The sequence below is a fragment of the Nitratireductor sp. PBL-C9 genome (assembly GCF_050877045.1).
Lineage (GTDB): Bacteria > Pseudomonadota > Alphaproteobacteria > Rhizobiales > Rhizobiaceae > Nitratireductor > Nitratireductor aquimarinus.
The window spans coordinates 181,585-199,785 of record NZ_JBPAXW010000010.1 but is presented as its reverse complement, the minus strand read 5'-3'; the positions used below and the strand labels follow the sequence as shown (position 1 = coordinate 199,785).

Genomic DNA, 18,201 nt, shown 5'->3' with positions numbered 1-18,201 from the left:
ATCAAGCCCTCTCGCCGCTGATGGAAACCGGTCCGAGCGGATATCTGATGTTGTGGCGCTCGGGCCATTCGCGGAATGCGGCGCGTGCGCCGGGAAAGCCGATATAGACCCACGACTGCATGCCGTGATTGCCGCCATACATCGGGTCGGCGAAATAGCCTTCCTTCGTGTTGGCAAGCAGAATGGAGAAGAAGTCGCGCACCTCCGGCTGCAGTTCCACATCGCCGTTCTGCAGCGCAGTCAGCGCCTCGTCCTGCTGGTTGGCTTCAAGCCCGGCGAAGATGTCGCCATGGGTTTTTGAGCACCAGGCGTCGAAGGCTGGAATGGCCTGACGGTAGACTTCGGCAGGCGTCAGCGGCGTCTGCCAGCCCAGTTGAGGCGAAGCGGACGCATCGTGCGGGCCTTCCATGTACCAGTCTTCGGCGCTGCCATAGTCGCCTGCGAGCTGGCGGTCGATGAAGACGGGAACGCGCGCCTCGATCGCGCCGGGACCGTCGCCTTCGGACGGGATGAGCCGCGCGGTCGCGGCCATCACGAACGCCCATTCGGCGTCGTTCAGAAATTCACGCTTGTAGTCTTCGAGGGAAACCGGGGCTTCGGCCTTCTCGGCGCTTGCACTGGTCGCGAGCGCGGAAAGGGCCACGCCAGCTGCAGAGCCTTTGAGAAAGCTTCTGCGGCTGGGCAGACCGGGAATGTCAGTCATGGGAAGGTGTCCTGCCAGCGGGTTGAACATCAATCTGCCTGGGAAAGGCAGCATGTTCCTCTCCTAGGACGAGCCCGCTCGACAAACAACTTCAATTTATTGCTCCAGAAAACATAACGCGACGTAATGTTTTTTCATTCAGTGAATTGTATCGATTTAAACTTCGTTTTTTAAATCCTTGGTTGTGGGAGTAATTTTATTCTTCAGAGGATTGTTTTGTTTTTTATTTCGATAATTTTATTTCGCAGGAGGGGATTCGAATCGCTGACGATTTTTTATTTCCCAGAACTTCTGTGATTTTCATCTCCCCCGTCAGCGGAAAGAAGCGCCCGCCGGCCTGTGTGCGCATATAGCTGCGCACCGTTGTTTCCTTCAGGTCCAGCGGGCCGCTTGTGCAGCCGCCATTGATCGAGACGCTGATCGAGCCCTTGCCTTCCGTTGCATCTTCGGCCCGCGCCGCGCGGGCTCTGGCCTGTGCAGCCCTGAAGCGCTGCCGGTCTTCTGCCGCGATGGCGGCAGAGAGGACATGCTCATTGGGCTTCAATGCCTGACCGAAGCCCGCAGGCTCCTTGTCTTCGATCACCGTCAACACGAAGCGTTCATCGAAAGCCCTGTTCTTGTCCTCGCTCGCGAGCGCCATGCGCAGCATCACGTCTCCCTGCCTCAGATAAAGCTTCCTGTCCGTTTTGACCGCCACGGCGATGCCTGCCGGGTCGGCGCTGAGCGGATCGAACTTTGACAGTTCATAAAGCGTGCGGGGATTGCCCGAAACACAGGCGGAAAGCGCGGCAGCGCAGAAGACGCCGGCAAGGCTTGTCACGGTGCGTTTGCGAAAAAACATCGGTATGGCCCTTTTCATGAGAAACGAATCGAGATAATTAATTATCGTAATACATTAATTAATTCAATCAAACGGAGATTGGTATGCAAGACGTGACGCGCCTGCGGCGGCTCAGCCGGCTGATGCAGGGCATTGTTCTGGTGTGCGGGGCTTTGATCGCCCTTGCGGTGGCCTTGTTCTTCTTCGCGTCACTGAACGATGCAGTGTTCTTTGAGGAACAGGTGCGGGAGAAGCTCGACCTGTCAGGCCCGCTTGTGTTCACCTCGTCTGCGGTTGCCATCACCGCAGCGCTGATTGCCATCCAGCTTGGTCTTCTGTTTGCCGCGCTCTATAGCGTCTGGCGCATGTTCGGTGCGTTTTCTGCCGAAGAGCCGCTTTCGGGCGAATCCGCGCACTGGATGGGGCGCGCCAGCACGGCCTTTGTCGCCTTGGCCGCCGGCGGCATTCTCCTGCGCATGCTGATGATCCTGGCGCTCACCATGGGCAATCCGCCCGGAGAAAAGATGCTGACACTCGGTTTCGGCAGTTCGGAGCTGCTGACGCTTCTCATTGCCTGCATCATGTACATGACGGGCCGGCTCATGGCCGTTGCGGCCGATGTCCGCGCCGAACAGCGCGACTTCGTGTGATCGCCATGCCGATAGTCGTCAATCTGGATGTCATGCTGGCGCGCCGCAAGATGCGCTCCAAGGAACTCGCCGAGATGATCGGCATTACGGAGCAGAATGTGTCCCTGCTCAAATCCGGCAAGGTGCGCGGTGTGCGCTTCGAGACGCTGGAAAAAATCTGTCAGGCGCTCGATTGTCAGCCGGGCGACCTGCTCGAATATCAGCCTGCGCCCGAGGAAGGCTGAGAAGACAGGCTTTAGACAGCGCAGCGGGCGTGACCTCCGGGTTCACGCCCGTTTCTGTTGAAGGGGGCTCTGTCCAGGCGCCGCCTTCAACGCCCCCTTCTCCCCGCCGGCGGGGAGAAGGAAGCCCTCATATTGCTCTAGTTCCGCGCCAGTTTCAGCGGGCCGGTGACGAGGCGATAATCCTTCATCTGCTCGGGCGTCAGATAGTAGAGCGCGCGCGGTGGCGTATCGAGCGCGTGCAGCCAGAGCGCCGGGTCAACGCCCATCTCGTCCAGATGGCGGGAGATCCGGGCCGTGATGATCTGCGCATCGGCCATCGCCTGCGCCGGGTTGTTCATTTCTTCCGCTGCATAGAACTGGTGCACGCCAATGGCGGCCCTGTCTCCGGCCTGCCGCTCCACGCCGCCGGCCAGAATGAGCGGGCATGACGAGGCGCAGATCGCGCCATCGGCAACACTGGTCGCCAGATTGCGTTCCCGCACCAGGCGGGAAATCGCCATCGCGTCCTCAAGCGAACCGCCGGGCGAATTGAGCGCCACATGCGTCACATATTCGCCGCGCGCCTCCAGCTCGCTCTCAAAGCGCGCCGCCGCCCCCTGGTCGATTGCGCCATTGGCGGCCAGCACGCCGCCCGCCTTCAGCGTGAAGCTGATCGGGTCACGCAGCGCATCGCGATCCGTCCGCACGAACTGGCGCGGATCGGCCGACTGTTCGCGCGCGCCATGCGTTTCCACCGCCGGCGGCAGAACCGTCACGCTGCGCTTCATCGGGTCGGCGCTCTCTGCCGGCCATAGCCCGCCATTGCGGTCCACCATCTCGCGCAGATCCATGCCCAGCACGGCTGCCGAGCCAATCAAAACGCCCACAAAGGCCCAGCGCATCAGCTTGCCGTCATCGAAGCGGCTGAAATAGCGCATCAGAAGGCCGCGCTGCGGTTTCTCGTCGAGGGAAGCCAGATGGTCGCTCATGGTTCCTGCCGTTTGCGGTCGGTGAGTGTGGAAAGCGGGGTGATGTTGCGCGCCGGCTGCGGCTCGGCCTCGGGCGGAACAGGCTGCGCTTCTGTCGGTTCGGGCGGTGTTTGCGTCTCCGCAGCAGCCTTGCGGGCCAGGATCGCGTCATGCAGCTCGAGCGAGCGCATCATGTCCGCCGCCGTGATCCGGTCTGCCGGGGTCAGCTCGGCCTCGCCCCGGCGGATCGAGGCGAACACCACTGCAAGCACGCCCACCAGAACAGCCGGCAAAAGGTCGATGGAGATCGCGCCTGCCCAGCTCGGGAGGAAGCTGCCTGCGTAGCGCAGCACGGCTTCAGCCGAGGAAAGCGGCACATAGCGGCGTTCCGCCACTTTCGGCTGTGCGAGAATTTCCTCCGCCGCATCCGACAGCGCCTTGGACTGGGCGGCGACCGAGCTGCGCACCGTCGCCATCACCGCATCCTGACGGTCTGCCAGATCGCCTGAGCGGCCATCCGCAACCGGCGCGATGAAGCCGGCGGAAAGATCCGCTGCCGCGCGCGCCACGGAGGGCGCGATGGAGGTCTGCTCCAGCGCCGCGATCACGCCCGCCAGCGCCACGGCTTCCTCCGCGAAACGGTCGGAGCGCGGCTGGATGGGGCCGGGGGCCGAAACCAGCGTGCGCATTTCCGCAAGCCGTTCCTGCCCGCGCTGAAACTGCTCGCTCACCGTTTCGCGTGAATTCTGGATCGTGCTTTCCAGCTCGCGCATTTGCGCAGACATCTGGGTCAAAAGCTGCACCACGCTGCCCGAGCCCGACGTGCCGGTCAGCGCGCCGGAATTGCGCTCCTCTTCGGCAAGGCGCGAGAAGCGTTCCGCCGTGCGCTGAATGTCGGGCAGCAGGGATAACGCGCCCAGCGCATTGGAATGAGCCTGATCGAGATCGCCCGTATAGTCTTCCAGCGTTTCCGCCAGATGCTGCTCCACCGCAGCCGAGCCGGCCAGCGCGGCCGCGTTCAGCCAGGACGACATGGCCACGATCATCAAACAGCCCACGCCCATCACGCCGAACAGCGCCATGCGCGAGCCCGCGTCGCGCATTTCCGGCAGAAAGCGGATGAGATAGGTCCAGAACCCGTAAATGCCGACCGAAACCGCCGCCGAATAGATGACGGCGGCGAGAAACACGAGCGTCGCGGTGCCGTCCAGCAGGCTGCGCACGCCGAGATAGGTGTAAACACCGCTTGCCAGCGCCAGCGTCGCCAGCACGAAGCGGGTCATGGTCTGCATCTGGTCGATATGGCCGCGCAGCGCGCGGGCGGTTTCGGCCTCTCGGCTCATGGGGCCTCCCGTGCTCGCCTGTTCCGGTTTTAATGGTTCAGCGGCAGGGCGCGACCAGAACCGGCAACACGCCGTCTGGCAGGCCATACATGTAGCTGCGGCCCTTGATCAGCACGCCCTCGGTGCACGGGTTTGCCCGGCGCAGATAGAGCTTGCCGCCGTCGCGCTCCAGATAGGCTGTCTCGCGCGGTGTTTCGAGGTCGAGCGCCTGATAGTCGCCGGCCATATAGCCCTTGCCGACCATGATGCGCTTGAAACCCGCGCGGCTCTCGATCACCAGATTGCCATAGGCGTCCGCATAGACGCGGCCCTGGCCTGCGCCATCAAAACTGCCGGCCAGCGCCGGCGCAGTCGTCGCTGCGGCCGCAAGGGCCGCGGCCACGAATAAAGATCGTAAAGGCATGCGCCATCGCTCCTTAAATCCTCGTGGCCCCCTCGATCCTCATACATTAAGCTTTTCTTAACCTTTGTCACGTCGAGCATGCAGCGCGAACATGCCGATTGACAGACGTGGTTAATTTCGGGGAAGGGTGCTCCATGGGCGAGAATCATCAGATCGACATCAATCCGCTGCGTCTCAAGGATGCGCATGTTCTGGCGCCGCTTCTGGCGGCTTACACGCAGTCGCTGAAGCGCGGTGCGCCGCGCCGCCCCGACGAATATTACGCCGAGACGCTTCTGCAGGACCGCGCGGTCGAAGTCGTTGGCGCAAGCCTTGATGGCGCGCTGGTCGGCTTTGCGCTGTTCTACGACCTGCCGGACCCGGTGTCGGGCATGCGCCACGGCCTCGTCGATCATCTGTTCGTGCACCACGATCACCGCCGCAAGGGCATCGGCAAGGCGCTGGTCGATGTGATCGCCGACCAGGCCGAAGAGCGTGGCTGGGCCCGTCTGGCGCTCAATGCGCCGCGTCAGCCGGATGAAGGGCGCAAGCTCTACGAGGCGCTGGCCGCCCCCGCCGACTGGACCACGCATGTCATTCGTTTCGACCAGGGTGCGGATCGGTCCCCCGGCTCGGACGCGCAATAGAGGCATTATGAAATCTACAGGAACGACCTTCATGCGGCTGCGCCAGCGCGGCCTTTCAGGGCTTGTGGCCATTTGCTGTGCGGGCATTCTCGCCGGCTGTGTCGCCGCAACGCCTGAAAAGCCGGATGCCGCGAAGCCGGCCTTCACCGGTCCCGTCACGCTCACCTGCGATGACGGCATGCAGATGAGCATCACCCCGAAGGGCTCGAGCATCTCCGTCGTCAGCCCGCGCGGGCTGGAGCTGGAGCTGCCGGCGTCGCCGCCCGGCCAGCACGTTCGTTTTGGTGAGTCGCTTTATGCCGTCGTGATTGAGGGCGGCGAGGCGCTCTGGATGGTCAGCGGCAAGGTGCCGATCACCTGCCGTCGCTGATTTCGGGAGTCGCTGCGCGAAAAATCCTCTTCAATCGTTTGAAGCCGCGCAATGCCGCTCGCCACGCGTTACACCTGCGATATATTCGTTGAAGGGAACGCTGTTGCGGCTTTGACGCACTGCAAAAACCGCATTAGAAAGCCACAGCCGCAGGGCGCGAGTTCGGGATACGATATCGCTCTCGCAACAGCCACCCCGCCGCGCCGGTATCGAATTGGGGAAGCCATGAGCAAATCCACAACTGTCAAAGCCAGGCCGCTTTCACCGCACCTGCAAATCTATCGCCCGATTCCGACGATGGTCATGTCGATCGTGCACCGCATCACCGGCGGCGCGCTTTATTTCGGCATGGTGCTTTTCGTCATCTGGCTGGCCGCCGCCGCCGGTTCGAAGGAAACCTTCGACCTGGTCAACGGCATTTACGGCTCCTGGTTTGGCCGCATCGTCCTGTTCGGCTTCACCTGGGCCATGATCCATCACCTGATCGGCGGCCTGCGCCATCTCGTGTGGGACACGGGCCGCGGCCTCGAAAAGGCCACCGCGACGAAAATGGCCAAGGCCACCATCGCCGCTTCCATCGTGCTCACCATTCTCGTGTGGGTCATCGGCTACGCCGTTCGTGGAGGATTTTGATCATGAGCGACATGCGCACACCGCTTAACCGCGTTCGCGGCCTCGGCTCCGCCAAGGAAGGCACGGATCACTTCTGGCGTCAGCGCCTCACCTCCGTGGCCAACGTCCCGCTCGTCATCTTCTTCATCGGCTTCGTCATCGCCATCAATGGCGCATCCTATGAAGAGGTCCGCGCGACCATCGCCAACCCGGTCATCACCGTGCTTCTGGCGTTCGCGCTCCTGTCGGTGCTCTACCACATGAAGCTCGGCATGCAGGTCATCATCGAGGACTACATCCACGCAGAGGGCTGCAAGGTCGCCCTGATGATCGGCAACATCTTCTTCACCCTCATTCTGGGCGTCGTCTCCCTCTTCGCCCTTCTCAAGATCGCCTTCGGAGGCTGAACCCGGTTATGGCAAAGGCAACAGATAAAAAGGCGGCAGACGCCTACACCTATGTCGACCACAAGTTCGACGTTGTCGTCGTCGGCGCTGGCGGCGCAGGTCTGCGCGCCACGCTCGGCATGGCCGAGCAGGGGCTGAAGACGGCCTGTATCACCAAGGTCTTCCCGACCCGCTCGCACACGGTCGCCGCCCAGGGCGGCATCGCCGCGTCGCTCAAGAACATGGGCCCCGACCACTGGCAGTGGCACCTCTATGACACGGTGAAGGGTTCCGACTGGCTCGGCGATGTCGACGCCATGGAATATCTCGCCCGTGAGGCGCCCGCCGCCGTTTACGAGCTCGAGCATTACGGCGTGCCCTTCTCGCGCACCGAGGAAGGCAAGATCTACCAGCGGCCGTTCGGCGGCCACATGCAGAACTTCGGCGACGGCCCGCCCGTGCAGCGCACCTGTGCTGCGGCAGACCGCACCGGCCACGCCATCCTGCACACGCTCTACGGCCAGTCCGTCAAGAATCACGCAGAGTTCTTCATCGAGTATTTCGCGCTCGATCTCATCATGACCGACGGTGTCTGCACCGGCGTCGTGGCGTGGAACCTTGAAGACGGCACGATCCATCGCTTCTCCGCCAAGATGGTGGTTCTGGCGACGGGCGGTTATGGCCGCGCCTTCTTCTCCTGCACCTCCGCCCACACCTGCACGGGCGACGGCAACGGCATGGTCGCCCGCGCCGGCCTGCCGCTGCAGGACATGGAGTTCGTGCAGTTCCACCCTACCGGCATTTACGGCGCTGGCTGCCTCATCACCGAGGGTGTGCGCGGCGAGGGCGGCTATCTGGTCAACTCCGAGGGCGAGCGCTTCATGGAGCGTTATGCGCCGTCGGCGAAAGACCTTGCCTCCCGCGACGTGGTTTCGCGCTGCATGACCATCGAGATCCGTGAAGGCCGCGGCGTCGGCAAGAACAAGGATCACATCTACCTGCATCTCGATCATCTGGACCCGGCGGTCATTCACGAGCGCCTGCCCGGCATCGCCGAATCGGCCCGCATCTTCGCTGGCGTCGATGTGACCCGCGAGCCGATCCCGGTCCTGCCGACCGTCCACTACAATATGGGCGGCATCCCGACCAACTACTGGGGTGAGGTGCTCAACCCGACGAAGGACGATCCGGATGCGATCGCGCCGGGCCTGATGGCCGTCGGCGAGGCCGCCTGCGCCTCCGTCCACGGTGCAAACCGTCTCGGCTCCAACTCGCTGATCGATCTGGTCGTGTTCGGCCGCGCCGCCGCCATCCGCGCCGGTGAGGTTGTCGACCGCGATGCGCCGGTTCCGGCGCTCAACGAGGCCGCCTGCGACAGGATCATGGAGCGCTTCGACCGCCTGCGTAACGCCAACGGCTCCCAGCCGACGGCAGAGCTGCGCGAGAAGATGCAGCGCGCCATGCAGGAAGACGCCGCCGTGTTCCGCACCCAGGAATCGCTGGAGCAGGGCTGCGAGCGCATCACTGCAGTCTGGAAAGAGCTTCCCGACATCAAGGTCACCGACCGCTCGATGATCTGGAACTCCGATCTCATGGAAGCGCTGGAGCTGGAAAATCTGATGGCCAACGCCATCACCACCGTCTTCGGCGCCGAGGCGCGCAAGGAAAGCCGTGGCGCACACGCCCGCGAGGACTACAAGGATGGTCCGATGGGCGGCCGCAACGACGAGGACTGGCGCAAGCACACCCTGTCCTGGGTCGATGAGAGCGGCAAGGTGACGCTGGACTATCGTCCCGTCCACACCGACCCGATGCTGAAGCCGGAAGACGGCGGCATCGATCCCAAGAAAATCGCGCCCAAGGCGCGGGTTTACTGAGCCGAGGAAGTCATGGTCGAAATCACCCTTCCCAAGAATTCCCGTGTCCAGGAGGGCAAGGTCTGGCCGAAGCCCGAGGGCGCGACCAACCTGCGCGAGTACAAGATCTACCGCTGGTCGCCGGACGATGAAGCCAATCCCCGCGTCGACACCTATTATGTCGACATGGACGATTGCGGGCCGATGGTCCTCGACGGGCTGATCTACATCAAGAACAAGATCGATCCGACGCTGACCTTCCGCCGTTCCTGCCGCGAGGGCATTTGTGGCTCCTGCGCCATGAACATTGACGGCACCAACACGCTTGCCTGCACCAAGGGCATGGATGAGGTTGCTCAGGACGCGGTCAAGATCTACCCGCTGCCGCACATGCCGGTGGTCAAGGATCTGGTGCCGGATCTCAGCGTGCCCTACGCACAGCTCTCCTCCATCGAGCCGTGGCTGCAGACGGTCACGCCCGAGCCCGCGACCGAATGGAAGCAGAGCCATGAGGACCGCACCAAGCTCGACGGGCTTTACGAGTGCATCCTGTGCTTCTGCTGCCAGACCTCGTGCCCGAGCTACTGGTGGAATGGCGAGCGCTATCTCGGCCCTGCCGTGCTGCTTCAGGCCTATCGCTGGCTGATCGATTCGCGCGACGAGAAGACGGGCGAGCGCCTCGACAATCTGGAAGATCCCTTCCGGCTCTATCGTTGCCATACGATCATGAACTGCACGCAGGCCTGCCCGAAGGGCCTGAACCCGGCCAAGGCCATCGCCAACATCAAGAAGATGATGGTGGAGCGCCGCGTCTAGCGCAATTCCAGGAAAAGCGGGAACCGGTTTTCCGTCCGGAATTGCGAAGACAAACAGAGAGAGCGGAGCGGCGTTTCCATGAAACGGTGTTCCGCGTCCAACCGGGTTGCCTTTGCCCGTATGGGTGAAAGGCTTTCAGATCAGATTGACGGGCTGGCTTTTGCCGGCCCGTTTTCGTTTCCGCTTCTCGGAATCCCGGCCCCCTGTCAGGCCGCGCTCGGCCAGCGCGGGTGCAGGTCGTCGATCACATAGGCATGACGGTGCTTCCCGCCTGTCCTGTGTTCGCGCAGATGCGGGTGATCCGGCGCAAGTTCCGGATGCTCATGCGGAATGTCCGCTGCCTCCTCTGCCGGCCAGAATTTTACGGCAAGCACGATGGCGACCGCCGCGATCGCGGCCATCACCAGGAAGGTGGCTTCAAGGCCGATGCGCGCGCCAAGCTGCCCCGCCAGCGGATATGAGACAAGCCAGCAGGCATGCGACAGCGCGAACTGTGCGGCAAAGATCGCCGGACGGTCTTCCGACTGCGCCGAGCGTCGTAACAGCCGGCCTGAGGGTGTTTGCGCGGCGCTGTAGCCGATGCCGATCACCAGCCAGAGCGGCAGCAGGGCCGCATAGCTGTTCACCGCCGCTCCGAGTGCGGTGCCGACGGTCAGGATAACCGCCCCCGCGATCATCACGGGCCGGTCTGCAACCCGGTCCAGCAATTGCGGCAGCGCCAGCGCGGCCACCATTGAGCCGCTGCCAAAGGCTGCGAACGCCCACGCGACTTCCACCTCGCTCAGGCCGAACCGCGCCTGCACGATAACCACCGTGTTCACGATCACCATCGCGCCCGCCGCAGCCACGGCAAGGCTGATCGCCAGCAGGCCGCGCAGTCTGGGCGTGGCGAGATAGATCCGCATCCCCCGTGTCGTGCGTTCGGCAAAGCTGCGGCGCGTTTTGGCCGTGGCGGCGGGCAGTGTGATGCTGAGAATCAAAACCGCCGAAACCAGAAAGCCGGCCACCGTCCCTGCAAACAGATAATGGAAGCTGATCACGGTCAGGAGTGCGGCTGCGAGCATCGGCGAGATCAGGTTTTCCAGATCATAGGCCAGCCGCGAAAGCGAAAGGGCGCGGGTGTATTCCTCCTCGTCCGGCAGAATGTCGGGAATGACCGCCTGAAAAGTGGGCGTGAAACTTGCCGAGGCCACCTGCAACAGGAAGATCAGAACATAGATCTGCCAGACCTCGGTGATGAAGGGCAGCGAGAGCGCCACCGCCGCGCGAAACACATCCAGCGAGACGAGCAACGCGCGCCGGGGCAGATTGTCCGACAGCGCCTGCGCCACCGGCGCAACGCCCACATAGGCAATCATCTTGATGGCCAGCGCCGTTCCCAGCACCGCGCCCGCATCCGCTCCGGCCAGTTCATAGGCGAGCAGTCCCAGCGCCACGGTCATCAGCCCGGTTCCCAGAAGGGCGATCACCTGCGCGGTGAAAAGCCGGCTATATGTCTGGTTTCTGAGAATGCCGAGCATCGTCTTCCTGCCTGCGCGTTCGTCGGGTCGCGATACTGCCTCCCGGCAGCCTGTGTGTCCATGGCGGCATGCCGTTGCGGGAAGGTGGCCCGCCACCCCGTCACCTCACGCAAGCGTGTAGCGGCTTGATTTGAATTCGTCGCCCGGCGCGGTAGCTCTGTGCGGGAACACAGGAGAGACTTTCATGTTGCGACGTTCCCTTTTGGCTGCTGCCTTTTCCTTCACCGCCATGGTGGCGGTGTCGCAGCCGGCATCGGCTGAAAAGCAGACGGCAATTTTCGCCGGCGGCTGCTTCTGGTGTGTCGAGGCGGATTTCGACAAGGTGCCGGGCGTGCTCGACACGGTGTCCGGCTATGCCGGCGGCAGGACCGAGAACCCCACCTACCGCAATTACGCCTCGGGCGGGCACCGTGAAGTGGTGAAGATCGATTTTGACGATGCGAAGGTCAGCTATGACCGGTTGTTGGAAATTTTCTTCCGCTCGGTCGATCCCACCGATGCCGGCGGCCAGTTCTGTGACCGGGGCGAAAGCTATTCCACCGCTGTCTATGCGCTGAACGACAAACAGAAGGCCGCTGCCGAAAAGGCAAAGGAAGAGGCCAATGCGGCGCTTGGCGGCGCGGTCGTCACGCCGGTTCTTGGCGCGGCCACTTTCTGGCCGGCGGAAGACTATCACCAGAACTACTATCAGAGCGACGAGCGCATTCTCTCCCGCTTCGGACTGGTGAAGAAGAAGGATGCCTATAAAGGGTATCGCAAGGGCTGTGGCCGCGATGCGCGCGTCCAGCAGGTCTGGGGCGACGCCGCCTTCACCGGCATAAAGTAATTCTCATCCGGCAGGGCGGGGCGGGTTGTTCCCCGCCCGTCGCCCAAGCTTGGATCAGAGCCTTATCCCGCAGCGTCGTTCCGCGCGGCGTCGATGCGCTCAAAGGCAATCTCCGCCGCAACGTCATTGGTTGGCCGCTTCTGCGCTTCCGCGCGCTCGAAGATGTCGGTCAGCGTTTCGGGGATCTTCGCCACTTTCGCCATGGTCGCCTCGCGGTCATAGCCGCCGGGCGCGAGTTCTGCCGCCACATTGATCAGCCCGCCGGCATTGATCACATAGTCGGGCGCATAGAGCACGCCGCGCTCCATCAGAAGCCGGGCGTCTTCATGGTTCACGAGCGGATTGTTGGCCGCGCCCGCAACGATCTTTGCCCCAAGCAGGGGGATTGTTTCTGCCGAAAGCACGCCGCCCAGCGCGCATGGCGCAAACACATCCGCCTCAACCTGCAGGATCGCATCAAGCGCGACAGGCTCTGCGCCGAACGCCTCTTTCGCCTGTTCCATGCGGGCCGTGTCGATGTCGGTCACAGAAAGCCGCGCGCCTTCCGCATGCAGTTTCTCGCACAGCGTCCAGCCGACCGAGCCCAGCCCCTGAACGGCCACATGCACGCCCTCAAGTGTGTCGACGCCGCGATGCTTCAGCGCCGCTTTCACGCCCAGGAAAACGCCATGCGCCGTCACGGGCGAGGGGTTGCCGCTGCCGCCCACCGTGGTGCCCGTCACATTGGGGGTGCGGGCGCGCAGGAAGTCCGCATCGGCGACCGTGAAGCCCACATCCTCGCCGGTGAAGAACTGGCCTTCCAGTGCGGCCAGCATCTCGGCATAGGCTTCCAGAAGAGCCGGTGTCTTGTCGGTCTTGGAATTGGCGATGATCAGCGCCTTGCCGCCGCCGAACGCCATGCCCGCCACGGCTGATTTGAAGGTCATGCCGCGCGAGAGGCGTAAAACGTCCGTGAGGGCGGCCTCGAAGGTTTCGTGCGGCCACACGCGCGTTCCGCCCAGCCCGGGGCCAAGCACCGTGTTGTGGATCGCCACGATGGCGTTCAGGCCGCGTTCCTCATCGCGGCCGTGCCAGACGCGCTCGTGATTGTCGAACGCGTCCAGCTTCGCGGCCTTAGCCGTGATGTCGGTGATTGTGAGTGTCGATTTCTGCGCCGCGGTTTTCAGGGTCCGCGGTGTGTGGGTCTGCAGCATGCCATTCCTCCCGAACGACTTGTTCCGTAAGGAAAGTCTAGCTGTATCACCCGGTTTTTGGTTGCGAAGTGTGTCCATCGAACGACCTTCCGTTGCGTCGGCCGACGGTTTTCATCGCGAAAGTGTCGTCAGCCGTATTTGGCGTCCAGCGTGATCTCGATGGCGCCAAGCGCCTTGGAGACGGGGCAGGAGGCCTTTGCCTTCTCGGCGATCTCAATGAATTTCGCTTCATCGAGGCCGGGCACGCTGCCCACCAGTGTCAGCGCGCTTTTGGTAATCTCGAAGCCGCCGCCCTCGGCCGGCTGCAGCGAAACATCGGCGCGCACGTCCAGCTTGTCGGCCGGCGTGTCGTTGCCGGCCAGCATGTGCGAGAGCTGCATGGCGAAACAGCCTGCATGCGCGCCCGCGATGAGTTCTTCCGGATTGGTGCCGGTCTTGCCGCTTTCGTCCTCGAAGCGGGCCTTGAAGCCGAGGGGGAGGCCCGAAAGCGCACCGCTTTGCGTGTCGAGGCTGCCTGAGCCCTCAACCAGCGATCCCTTCCAGGTGACGTTCGCATGCCGTTTCATAGCCATGGTCTTCTCCTCGTTGAAATAGTGCGTTGAGACGGAAAGGCCAGATCGCCCTAGATTGCCTCTCCGCGCAGCAGTCTCGGCGTGCCGGGGGCGATGCCCGAGGCCTGCTGGATGAAGTAACGCTTCATGGAGGGCATTCGTTCAACCAGCCCGAGGCCGAAATCGCGCAGCGCCCGCACCGGGGCGATGTCGTTGGAGAACAGCCGGTTCAGAACGTCGGTCGTCACGCCCATCTGCACCGTGTCGAAGCGCCGCCAGCGCTCATAGCGCTGCAGCACGTCGAGCGCACCGATATCCTCGCCCAGCCGCTCGGCCTCGACGATCACCTCGGCCAGCGCCGCCGCGTCCTTGAAGCCCAGATTGAGCCCCTGTCCGGCGATGGGGTGGATGCCATGTGCCGCATCGCCCGCCAGCGCAAAGCGCGGCTTCACGAAGTCGCGCGCCAGCGTCAGTCCCAGCGGCCATGCCCGGCGCGGACCCTCGACGCGGATCTCGCCGAGCTTCAGGCCGAAGCGCAGCTCCAGCTCCTGCTCGAACACCAGGTCGTCCTCATTGACCAGCCGCTCCGCATCCTCGGTGCGTTCGGTCCACACGATGCACGAGCGGTTGCCCTTCAGCGGCAGGGTGGCGAAGGGGCCGGCCGGCAGGAAATGCTCTTCCGCGCGGCCATTGTGCGGGCGCTCATGCGCCACCACGCACACAATGCCCGACTGGCCATATCCCCAGTGCACGGTCTTGATGCCCGCCATGTCGCGCAGCCGCGAGCGCACGCCATCGGCGGCGATCAGCAGGCGTGCCCGGCAGGTGGAGCCGTCGGCAAGGCTGGCCTCCACATGGCCGCCCATATCGGTGAAACCCTCCACCGCCACGCCCTCGATGATCTCGATGCCGCATTCGGCGGCGCGGGCGCGCAGCGCCCCGTTGGTGTGCCGGTTCATCACCATATGCGCGAAGGGCTCGCCCGCTTCGGCTTCGCCGCCAAAGGTCAGGAGCACGGGGCGCACCGGGTCGGCGGTGCGCGAATCGGTGATCTCCATCTCGGTGATGGGCTGTGCTTCCGGCTCGATCTCGTCCCAGCAGTCGAGGCGCTTCAGCATCCGGCAGGCCGCTGCGGCGATGGCCGATGCGCGTCCGTCGCGCTGCCAGACGCCTTCGGGCGCGGCATCCACCAGCGCCACTTTCAGGTTCGGCTGCGCGCGGCAGATCGAGACGGCGGTCGCCAGGCCCACATAGCCCGCCCCGGCAATCAGGATGTCCAGCTCCCGCGTGGAAGTCTGTTTCGTGCTCTTGGCCATGCCGTTACCTCGTTCGTCACCGGTTCTGTGCCCCTATTCGCCGGGCGTGTCACTGCTTGGCTTGACTTGACCCCCGCCTTCGTCTTGGAAACCGTCAGCCATCGTTTCAAGCTGCCGGAGGGGATCCGTTAATGTCGTCGGCCATGCAAGACCTACTCGCCATACTCGATCTTGAGACATTGGAACACAATCTGTTTCGTGGTCGCAGCCCTCAATCGGCCTGGCAACGTGTTTTTGGCGGTCAGGTCATCGGTCAGGCCCTTGTCGCGGCGCAGCGCACGGTCAATGCCGCCCGCCATGTCCATTCGCTCCATTGCTATTTCATGCGGCCGGGCGATCCCGCCGTTCCGATCATCTACGAGGTCGACCGCATCCGCGATGGCGGCAGCTTCACCACGCGCCGCGTCGTCGCCATCCAGCATGGCCATGCGATCTTCTCGCTTTCGGCCTCCTTCCAGAAGGAAGAGCCCGGCCTCGATCACCAGATCCCCATGCCGCAGGATGTCACCCCGCCGGAAAACCTGCGTACCCAGCGCGAATTCCTGCAGGAGTTCGGCGACAGCGTGCCGGAAAACATCCGCCGCTACTGGGCGCGCGAGCGTCCTATAGAAGTGCGCCCCGTCATCGTCGAGCACTACACCAGCCGCGACAAGCTCCCGCCGCGCCAGGATGTCTGGATCCGCACCACCGGTCCTGTGCCGGATGATCGCGCGCTTCAGGCCGCCGTGCTCGCCTATCTCTCCGACATGACCCTGCTCGATACCTCCACCTTCGCCCATGGGCGAAACGGTTTCGATCCCGATATCCAGATGGCAAGTCTCGACCACGCCATGTGGTTCCATCGCCCGCACAGGCTCGACGACTGGCTGCTCTACACGCAGGACAGTCCGTCCGCGCAGGGCGCGCGCGGCTTCTCGCGCGGCAGCCTCTATGCGCTCGATGGCACGCTGGTCGCTTCCGTGGCCCAGGAAGGTCTGGTGCGCCTGCGCACAAAATAGGCAAATCGTATATTCTGCCTAATTTCTGTTCATTTATGATTTGCCGGCGTTGAGCTTTCTCAGCGCCGGTTTTCTTTTTTCATATCTTTTTCAACGCGTTGCGTATCGCGCCGTCAAACTGGCACGGCATTTGTTTCTCCTTTGCTGACGCGGCCCGCATGGCGGTTCGCGCGATGCAGGCAACCCGCGGGAACCCCGCAACAGCAAAGGTGAACTGCCATGAAAATCGTGATGGCAATCGTCAAGCCCTTCAAGCTGGAGGCCGTGCGCGAAGCGCTCACCGGCCTCGGCATTCAGGGTCTCACCGTGACAGAGGTGAAGGGCTACGGACGACAGAAAGGACACACGGAGATCTATCGCGGCGCAGAATACGCCGTGACGTTCCTGCCCAAGATCAAGGTCGAGGTGGCCGTCGATTCCGACCTGGTTGACCGGGCGGTCGAGGCCATCGCCGAGGCCGCGCGCACGGGCCAGATCGGCGACGGCAAGATTTTCGTCCACGCGCTCGATCGCGCGGTGCGCATCCGCACCGGCGAAACCGGCGTCGAAGCGCTTTAGGCGGCATATTCCGATGGAGAATCAGATGATGTATCGAACACTGAAAAGCGCCGCACGTCCGCTGGCGCTGGGCGGGCTCGCACTGGTGGCCATGTTGGCGACCATGTCCCTGCCGGCGCTGGCGCAGGAAGCAGCGCCCGAATTCGCCTCGGCCTCCGAGACGGCCTTCATTTTCAACACGCTGCTGTTCCTGATGGGCGGCTTTCTGGTCATGTGGATGGCGGCCGGCTTCGCCATGCTCGAGGCCGGCATGGTGCGCACCAAGAACGTGTCCATGCAGCTCCTCAAGAACATCGCGCTCTATTCCATCGCCGGCCTCATGTACTGGGTGGTGGGTTACAGCCTGATGTATGTGGATGTGTCGGGCTATATCGGCTCCTTCGCGCCCTACAGCTGGCCGGCCGCCGGCACGGCCAATGAGGGTGATTATTCGGTCGCCTCCGACTGGTTCTTCCAGATGGTTTTCGTCGCCACGGCGGCATCCATCGTGTCGGGCACGCTGGCCGAGCGAATCAAGCTGTGGCCGTTCCTGATCTTCGTCGTCGTTCTCACCGGCTTCATCTACCCCATCGCCGGGTCGTGGAAGTGGGGCGGCGGCTGGCTCGACGCCATGGGCTTTCAGGATTTCGCCGGTTCCACGCTGGTCCACTCGGTTGGCGGCTGGGCAGCCCTTGCCGGCGCGCTTCTTCTGGGTGCGCGCAATGGCAAATATGCCTCTGATGGCCGTGTCTCGCCGATCCCGGGGTCCAACATGGCGCTCGCCACGCTTGGCACCTTCATTCTTTGGCTCGGCTGGTTCGGCTTCAACGGCGCATCGCAGCTCGCCATGGGCACCAATGCCGATGCCTCCGATATCAGCCGCATCTTCGCCAACACCAACCTCGCGGCGGCTGCCGGCGTGGTGGCGGCGCTGGTTCTCACGCAGGTGCTCTACAAGAAGGTCGACATCACCTTCGTGCTGAACGGCGCGCTGGCCGGCCTCGTGTCCATCACCGCCGAGCCGCTCACGCCCAGCCCGTTCATGGCGATCGTCATCGGCGCTGTCGGCGGCATCATCGTGGTGCTCACCGTGCCGCTGCTCGACAAGCTGCGCATCGATGATGTGGTCGGCGCCATCCCGGTCCACCTTCTTGCAGGCATCTGGGGCACGCTCGCCGTCCCGCTGACCAACAGTGACGCCAGCTTCAGCGTGCAGATTGTCGGCATCGTCGCCTATGGCGCGTTCACCTTCGTCGTCTCCTATGTGGTCTGGATGGTGCTCAAGCAGACCATGGGTCTGCGCGTCAGCGCCGAGGATGAAATGAACGGTCTCGACGTGGCCGAAGTCGGGGTGGAAGCCTATCCCGAGTTCATGCCCATGCATGGCAGATGAGCATCGGACCGAAAAAGCATCGGACCGAAAAGTGGGAACCGGTTTTCGGGCAAATCCGATGCTCCAGCAATGACTTAAGTCGTCGCATGCCTTGCCTGACAATCGGCCTTC

Annotated in this window: 21 protein-coding genes; 12 read left to right on the top strand and 9 right to left on the bottom strand. The window is 63.3% G+C overall.

Features of this window, described 5'->3' with window-relative positions:
- Position 1: 1 nt before the first annotated feature.
- A complete protein-coding gene (locus tag ACRTG1_RS20610) occupies positions 2 to 703 on the bottom strand; it encodes a gluconate 2-dehydrogenase subunit 3 family protein (protein WP_432517035.1) in 702 nt (233 codons plus the stop codon).
- A gap of 223 nt (positions 704 to 926) precedes the next feature.
- A complete protein-coding gene (locus ACRTG1_RS20605; protein WP_432517034.1) occupies positions 927 to 1,544 on the bottom strand; it encodes a hypothetical protein in 618 nt (205 codons plus the stop codon).
- Between the two features lie 83 nt (positions 1,545 to 1,627).
- On the opposite strand from ACRTG1_RS20605, the gene ACRTG1_RS20600 reads away from it, so the two are divergent.
- Positions 1,628 to 2,173 (top strand): DUF2975 domain-containing protein, encoded by a 546-nt coding sequence (locus ACRTG1_RS20600; RefSeq protein ID WP_206548012.1) that lies wholly within the window; start codon positions 1,628 to 1,630, stop codon positions 2,171 to 2,173.
- A 5-nt stretch (positions 2,174 to 2,178) separates the two neighbouring features.
- Positions 2,179 to 2,397, top strand: a complete 219-nt coding sequence (locus ACRTG1_RS20595; protein ID WP_206553241.1) for a helix-turn-helix domain-containing protein — start codon at positions 2,179 to 2,181, stop codon at positions 2,395 to 2,397.
- A 137-nt stretch (positions 2,398 to 2,534) separates the two neighbouring features.
- Here ACRTG1_RS20595 and ACRTG1_RS20590 read toward each other — a convergent pair whose 3' ends face one another.
- The 3 genes from ACRTG1_RS20590 to ACRTG1_RS20580 are packed head-to-tail and all read right to left on the bottom strand — an operon-like array spanning position 2,535 to position 5,090.
- A complete protein-coding gene (locus ACRTG1_RS20590; protein ID WP_206545759.1) occupies positions 2,535 to 3,314 on the bottom strand; it encodes a hypothetical protein in 780 nt (259 codons plus the stop codon).
- Positions 3,315 to 3,361: 47 nt separating this feature from the next.
- On the bottom strand, positions 3,362 to 4,687 hold the full coding sequence (locus ACRTG1_RS20585) for a hypothetical protein (RefSeq protein WP_432517033.1): 1,326 nt from the start codon (positions 4,685 to 4,687) through the stop codon (positions 3,362 to 3,364).
- 37 nt (positions 4,688 to 4,724) lie between these two features.
- Positions 4,725 to 5,090 (bottom strand): hypothetical protein, encoded by a 366-nt coding sequence (locus ACRTG1_RS20580; RefSeq protein ID WP_113153473.1) that lies wholly within the window; start codon positions 5,088 to 5,090, stop codon positions 4,725 to 4,727.
- A 134-nt stretch (positions 5,091 to 5,224) separates the two neighbouring features.
- Here ACRTG1_RS20580 and ACRTG1_RS20575 point away from each other — a divergent pair, with 134 nt between their 5' ends.
- The 6 genes from ACRTG1_RS20575 (at position 5,225) to ACRTG1_RS20550 (ending at position 9,756) form a co-directional block, all read left to right on the top strand.
- A complete protein-coding gene (locus ACRTG1_RS20575; protein ID WP_113153472.1) occupies positions 5,225 to 5,716 on the top strand; it encodes a GNAT family N-acetyltransferase in 492 nt (163 codons plus the stop codon).
- 7 nt (positions 5,717 to 5,723) lie between these two features.
- On the top strand, positions 5,724 to 6,086 hold the full coding sequence (locus ACRTG1_RS20570) for a hypothetical protein (protein ID WP_113153471.1): 363 nt from the start codon (positions 5,724 to 5,726) through the stop codon (positions 6,084 to 6,086).
- Between the two features lie 225 nt (positions 6,087 to 6,311).
- Entirely contained in the window at positions 6,312 to 6,719 is a 408-nt protein-coding gene (gene sdhC / locus ACRTG1_RS20565; RefSeq protein WP_113153470.1) for a succinate dehydrogenase, cytochrome b556 subunit, read from the top strand.
- Positions 6,720 to 6,721: 2 nt separating this feature from the next.
- Entirely contained in the window at positions 6,722 to 7,105 is a 384-nt protein-coding gene (gene sdhD / locus ACRTG1_RS20560; RefSeq protein WP_113153469.1) for a succinate dehydrogenase, hydrophobic membrane anchor protein, read from the top strand.
- A gap of 8 nt (positions 7,106 to 7,113) precedes the next feature.
- Positions 7,114 to 8,961, top strand: a complete 1,848-nt coding sequence (gene sdhA / locus ACRTG1_RS20555; protein WP_113153468.1) for a succinate dehydrogenase flavoprotein subunit — start codon at positions 7,114 to 7,116, stop codon at positions 8,959 to 8,961.
- Positions 8,962 to 8,973: 12 nt separating this feature from the next.
- Positions 8,974 to 9,756 carry a succinate dehydrogenase iron-sulfur subunit gene (locus ACRTG1_RS20550; protein ID WP_113153467.1) on the top strand — a complete coding sequence of 261 codons (783 nt, stop codon included), beginning with the start codon at positions 8,974 to 8,976 and terminating at the stop codon, positions 9,754 to 9,756.
- 206 nt (positions 9,757 to 9,962) lie between these two features.
- Here ACRTG1_RS20550 and ACRTG1_RS20545 read toward each other — a convergent pair whose 3' ends face one another.
- A complete protein-coding gene (locus tag ACRTG1_RS20545) occupies positions 9,963 to 11,276 on the bottom strand; it encodes an MFS transporter (protein ID WP_432517032.1) in 1,314 nt (437 codons plus the stop codon).
- A 184-nt stretch (positions 11,277 to 11,460) separates the two neighbouring features.
- On the opposite strand from ACRTG1_RS20545, the gene msrA reads away from it, so the two are divergent.
- Positions 11,461 to 12,102 (top strand): peptide-methionine (S)-S-oxide reductase MsrA, encoded by a 642-nt coding sequence (gene msrA / locus ACRTG1_RS20540; protein WP_394374062.1) that lies wholly within the window; start codon positions 11,461 to 11,463, stop codon positions 12,100 to 12,102.
- A 62-nt stretch (positions 12,103 to 12,164) separates the two neighbouring features.
- Here the strand turns inward: msrA and ACRTG1_RS20535 are convergent, their stop codons facing one another.
- From ACRTG1_RS20535 to ACRTG1_RS20525, 3 genes are all read right to left on the bottom strand, one after another.
- Complete coding sequence (locus ACRTG1_RS20535; protein ID WP_432517030.1) at positions 12,165 to 13,295, bottom strand: Glu/Leu/Phe/Val family dehydrogenase; 1,131 nt, start codon at positions 13,293 to 13,295, stop codon at positions 12,165 to 12,167.
- A 128-nt stretch (positions 13,296 to 13,423) separates the two neighbouring features.
- On the bottom strand, positions 13,424 to 13,861 hold the full coding sequence (locus ACRTG1_RS20530) for an OsmC family protein (protein WP_113153463.1): 438 nt from the start codon (positions 13,859 to 13,861) through the stop codon (positions 13,424 to 13,426).
- 56 nt (positions 13,862 to 13,917) lie between these two features.
- Entirely contained in the window at positions 13,918 to 15,162 is a 1,245-nt protein-coding gene (locus tag ACRTG1_RS20525) for a ubiquinone biosynthesis hydroxylase (protein ID WP_206545684.1), read from the bottom strand.
- Positions 15,163 to 15,293: 131 nt separating this feature from the next.
- Between ACRTG1_RS20525 and tesB the strand changes: the two genes are divergently transcribed.
- The 3 genes from tesB (at position 15,294) to amt (ending at position 18,090) form a co-directional block, all read left to right on the top strand.
- Positions 15,294 to 16,160: an acyl-CoA thioesterase II gene (tesB, locus tag ACRTG1_RS20520; RefSeq protein WP_113153461.1), complete on the top strand. Its 867-nt coding sequence runs from the start codon at positions 15,294 to 15,296 to the stop codon at positions 16,158 to 16,160.
- Between the two features lie 219 nt (positions 16,161 to 16,379).
- Positions 16,380 to 16,718, top strand: a complete 339-nt coding sequence (locus tag ACRTG1_RS20515) for a P-II family nitrogen regulator (protein WP_113153460.1) — start codon at positions 16,380 to 16,382, stop codon at positions 16,716 to 16,718.
- Positions 16,719 to 16,743: 25 nt separating this feature from the next.
- Positions 16,744 to 18,090, top strand: coding sequence for an ammonium transporter (gene amt / locus ACRTG1_RS20510; protein ID WP_432517028.1), 1,347 nt, complete (start codon positions 16,744 to 16,746; stop codon positions 18,088 to 18,090).
- The last annotated feature ends 111 nt before the right edge of the window (positions 18,091 to 18,201 follow it).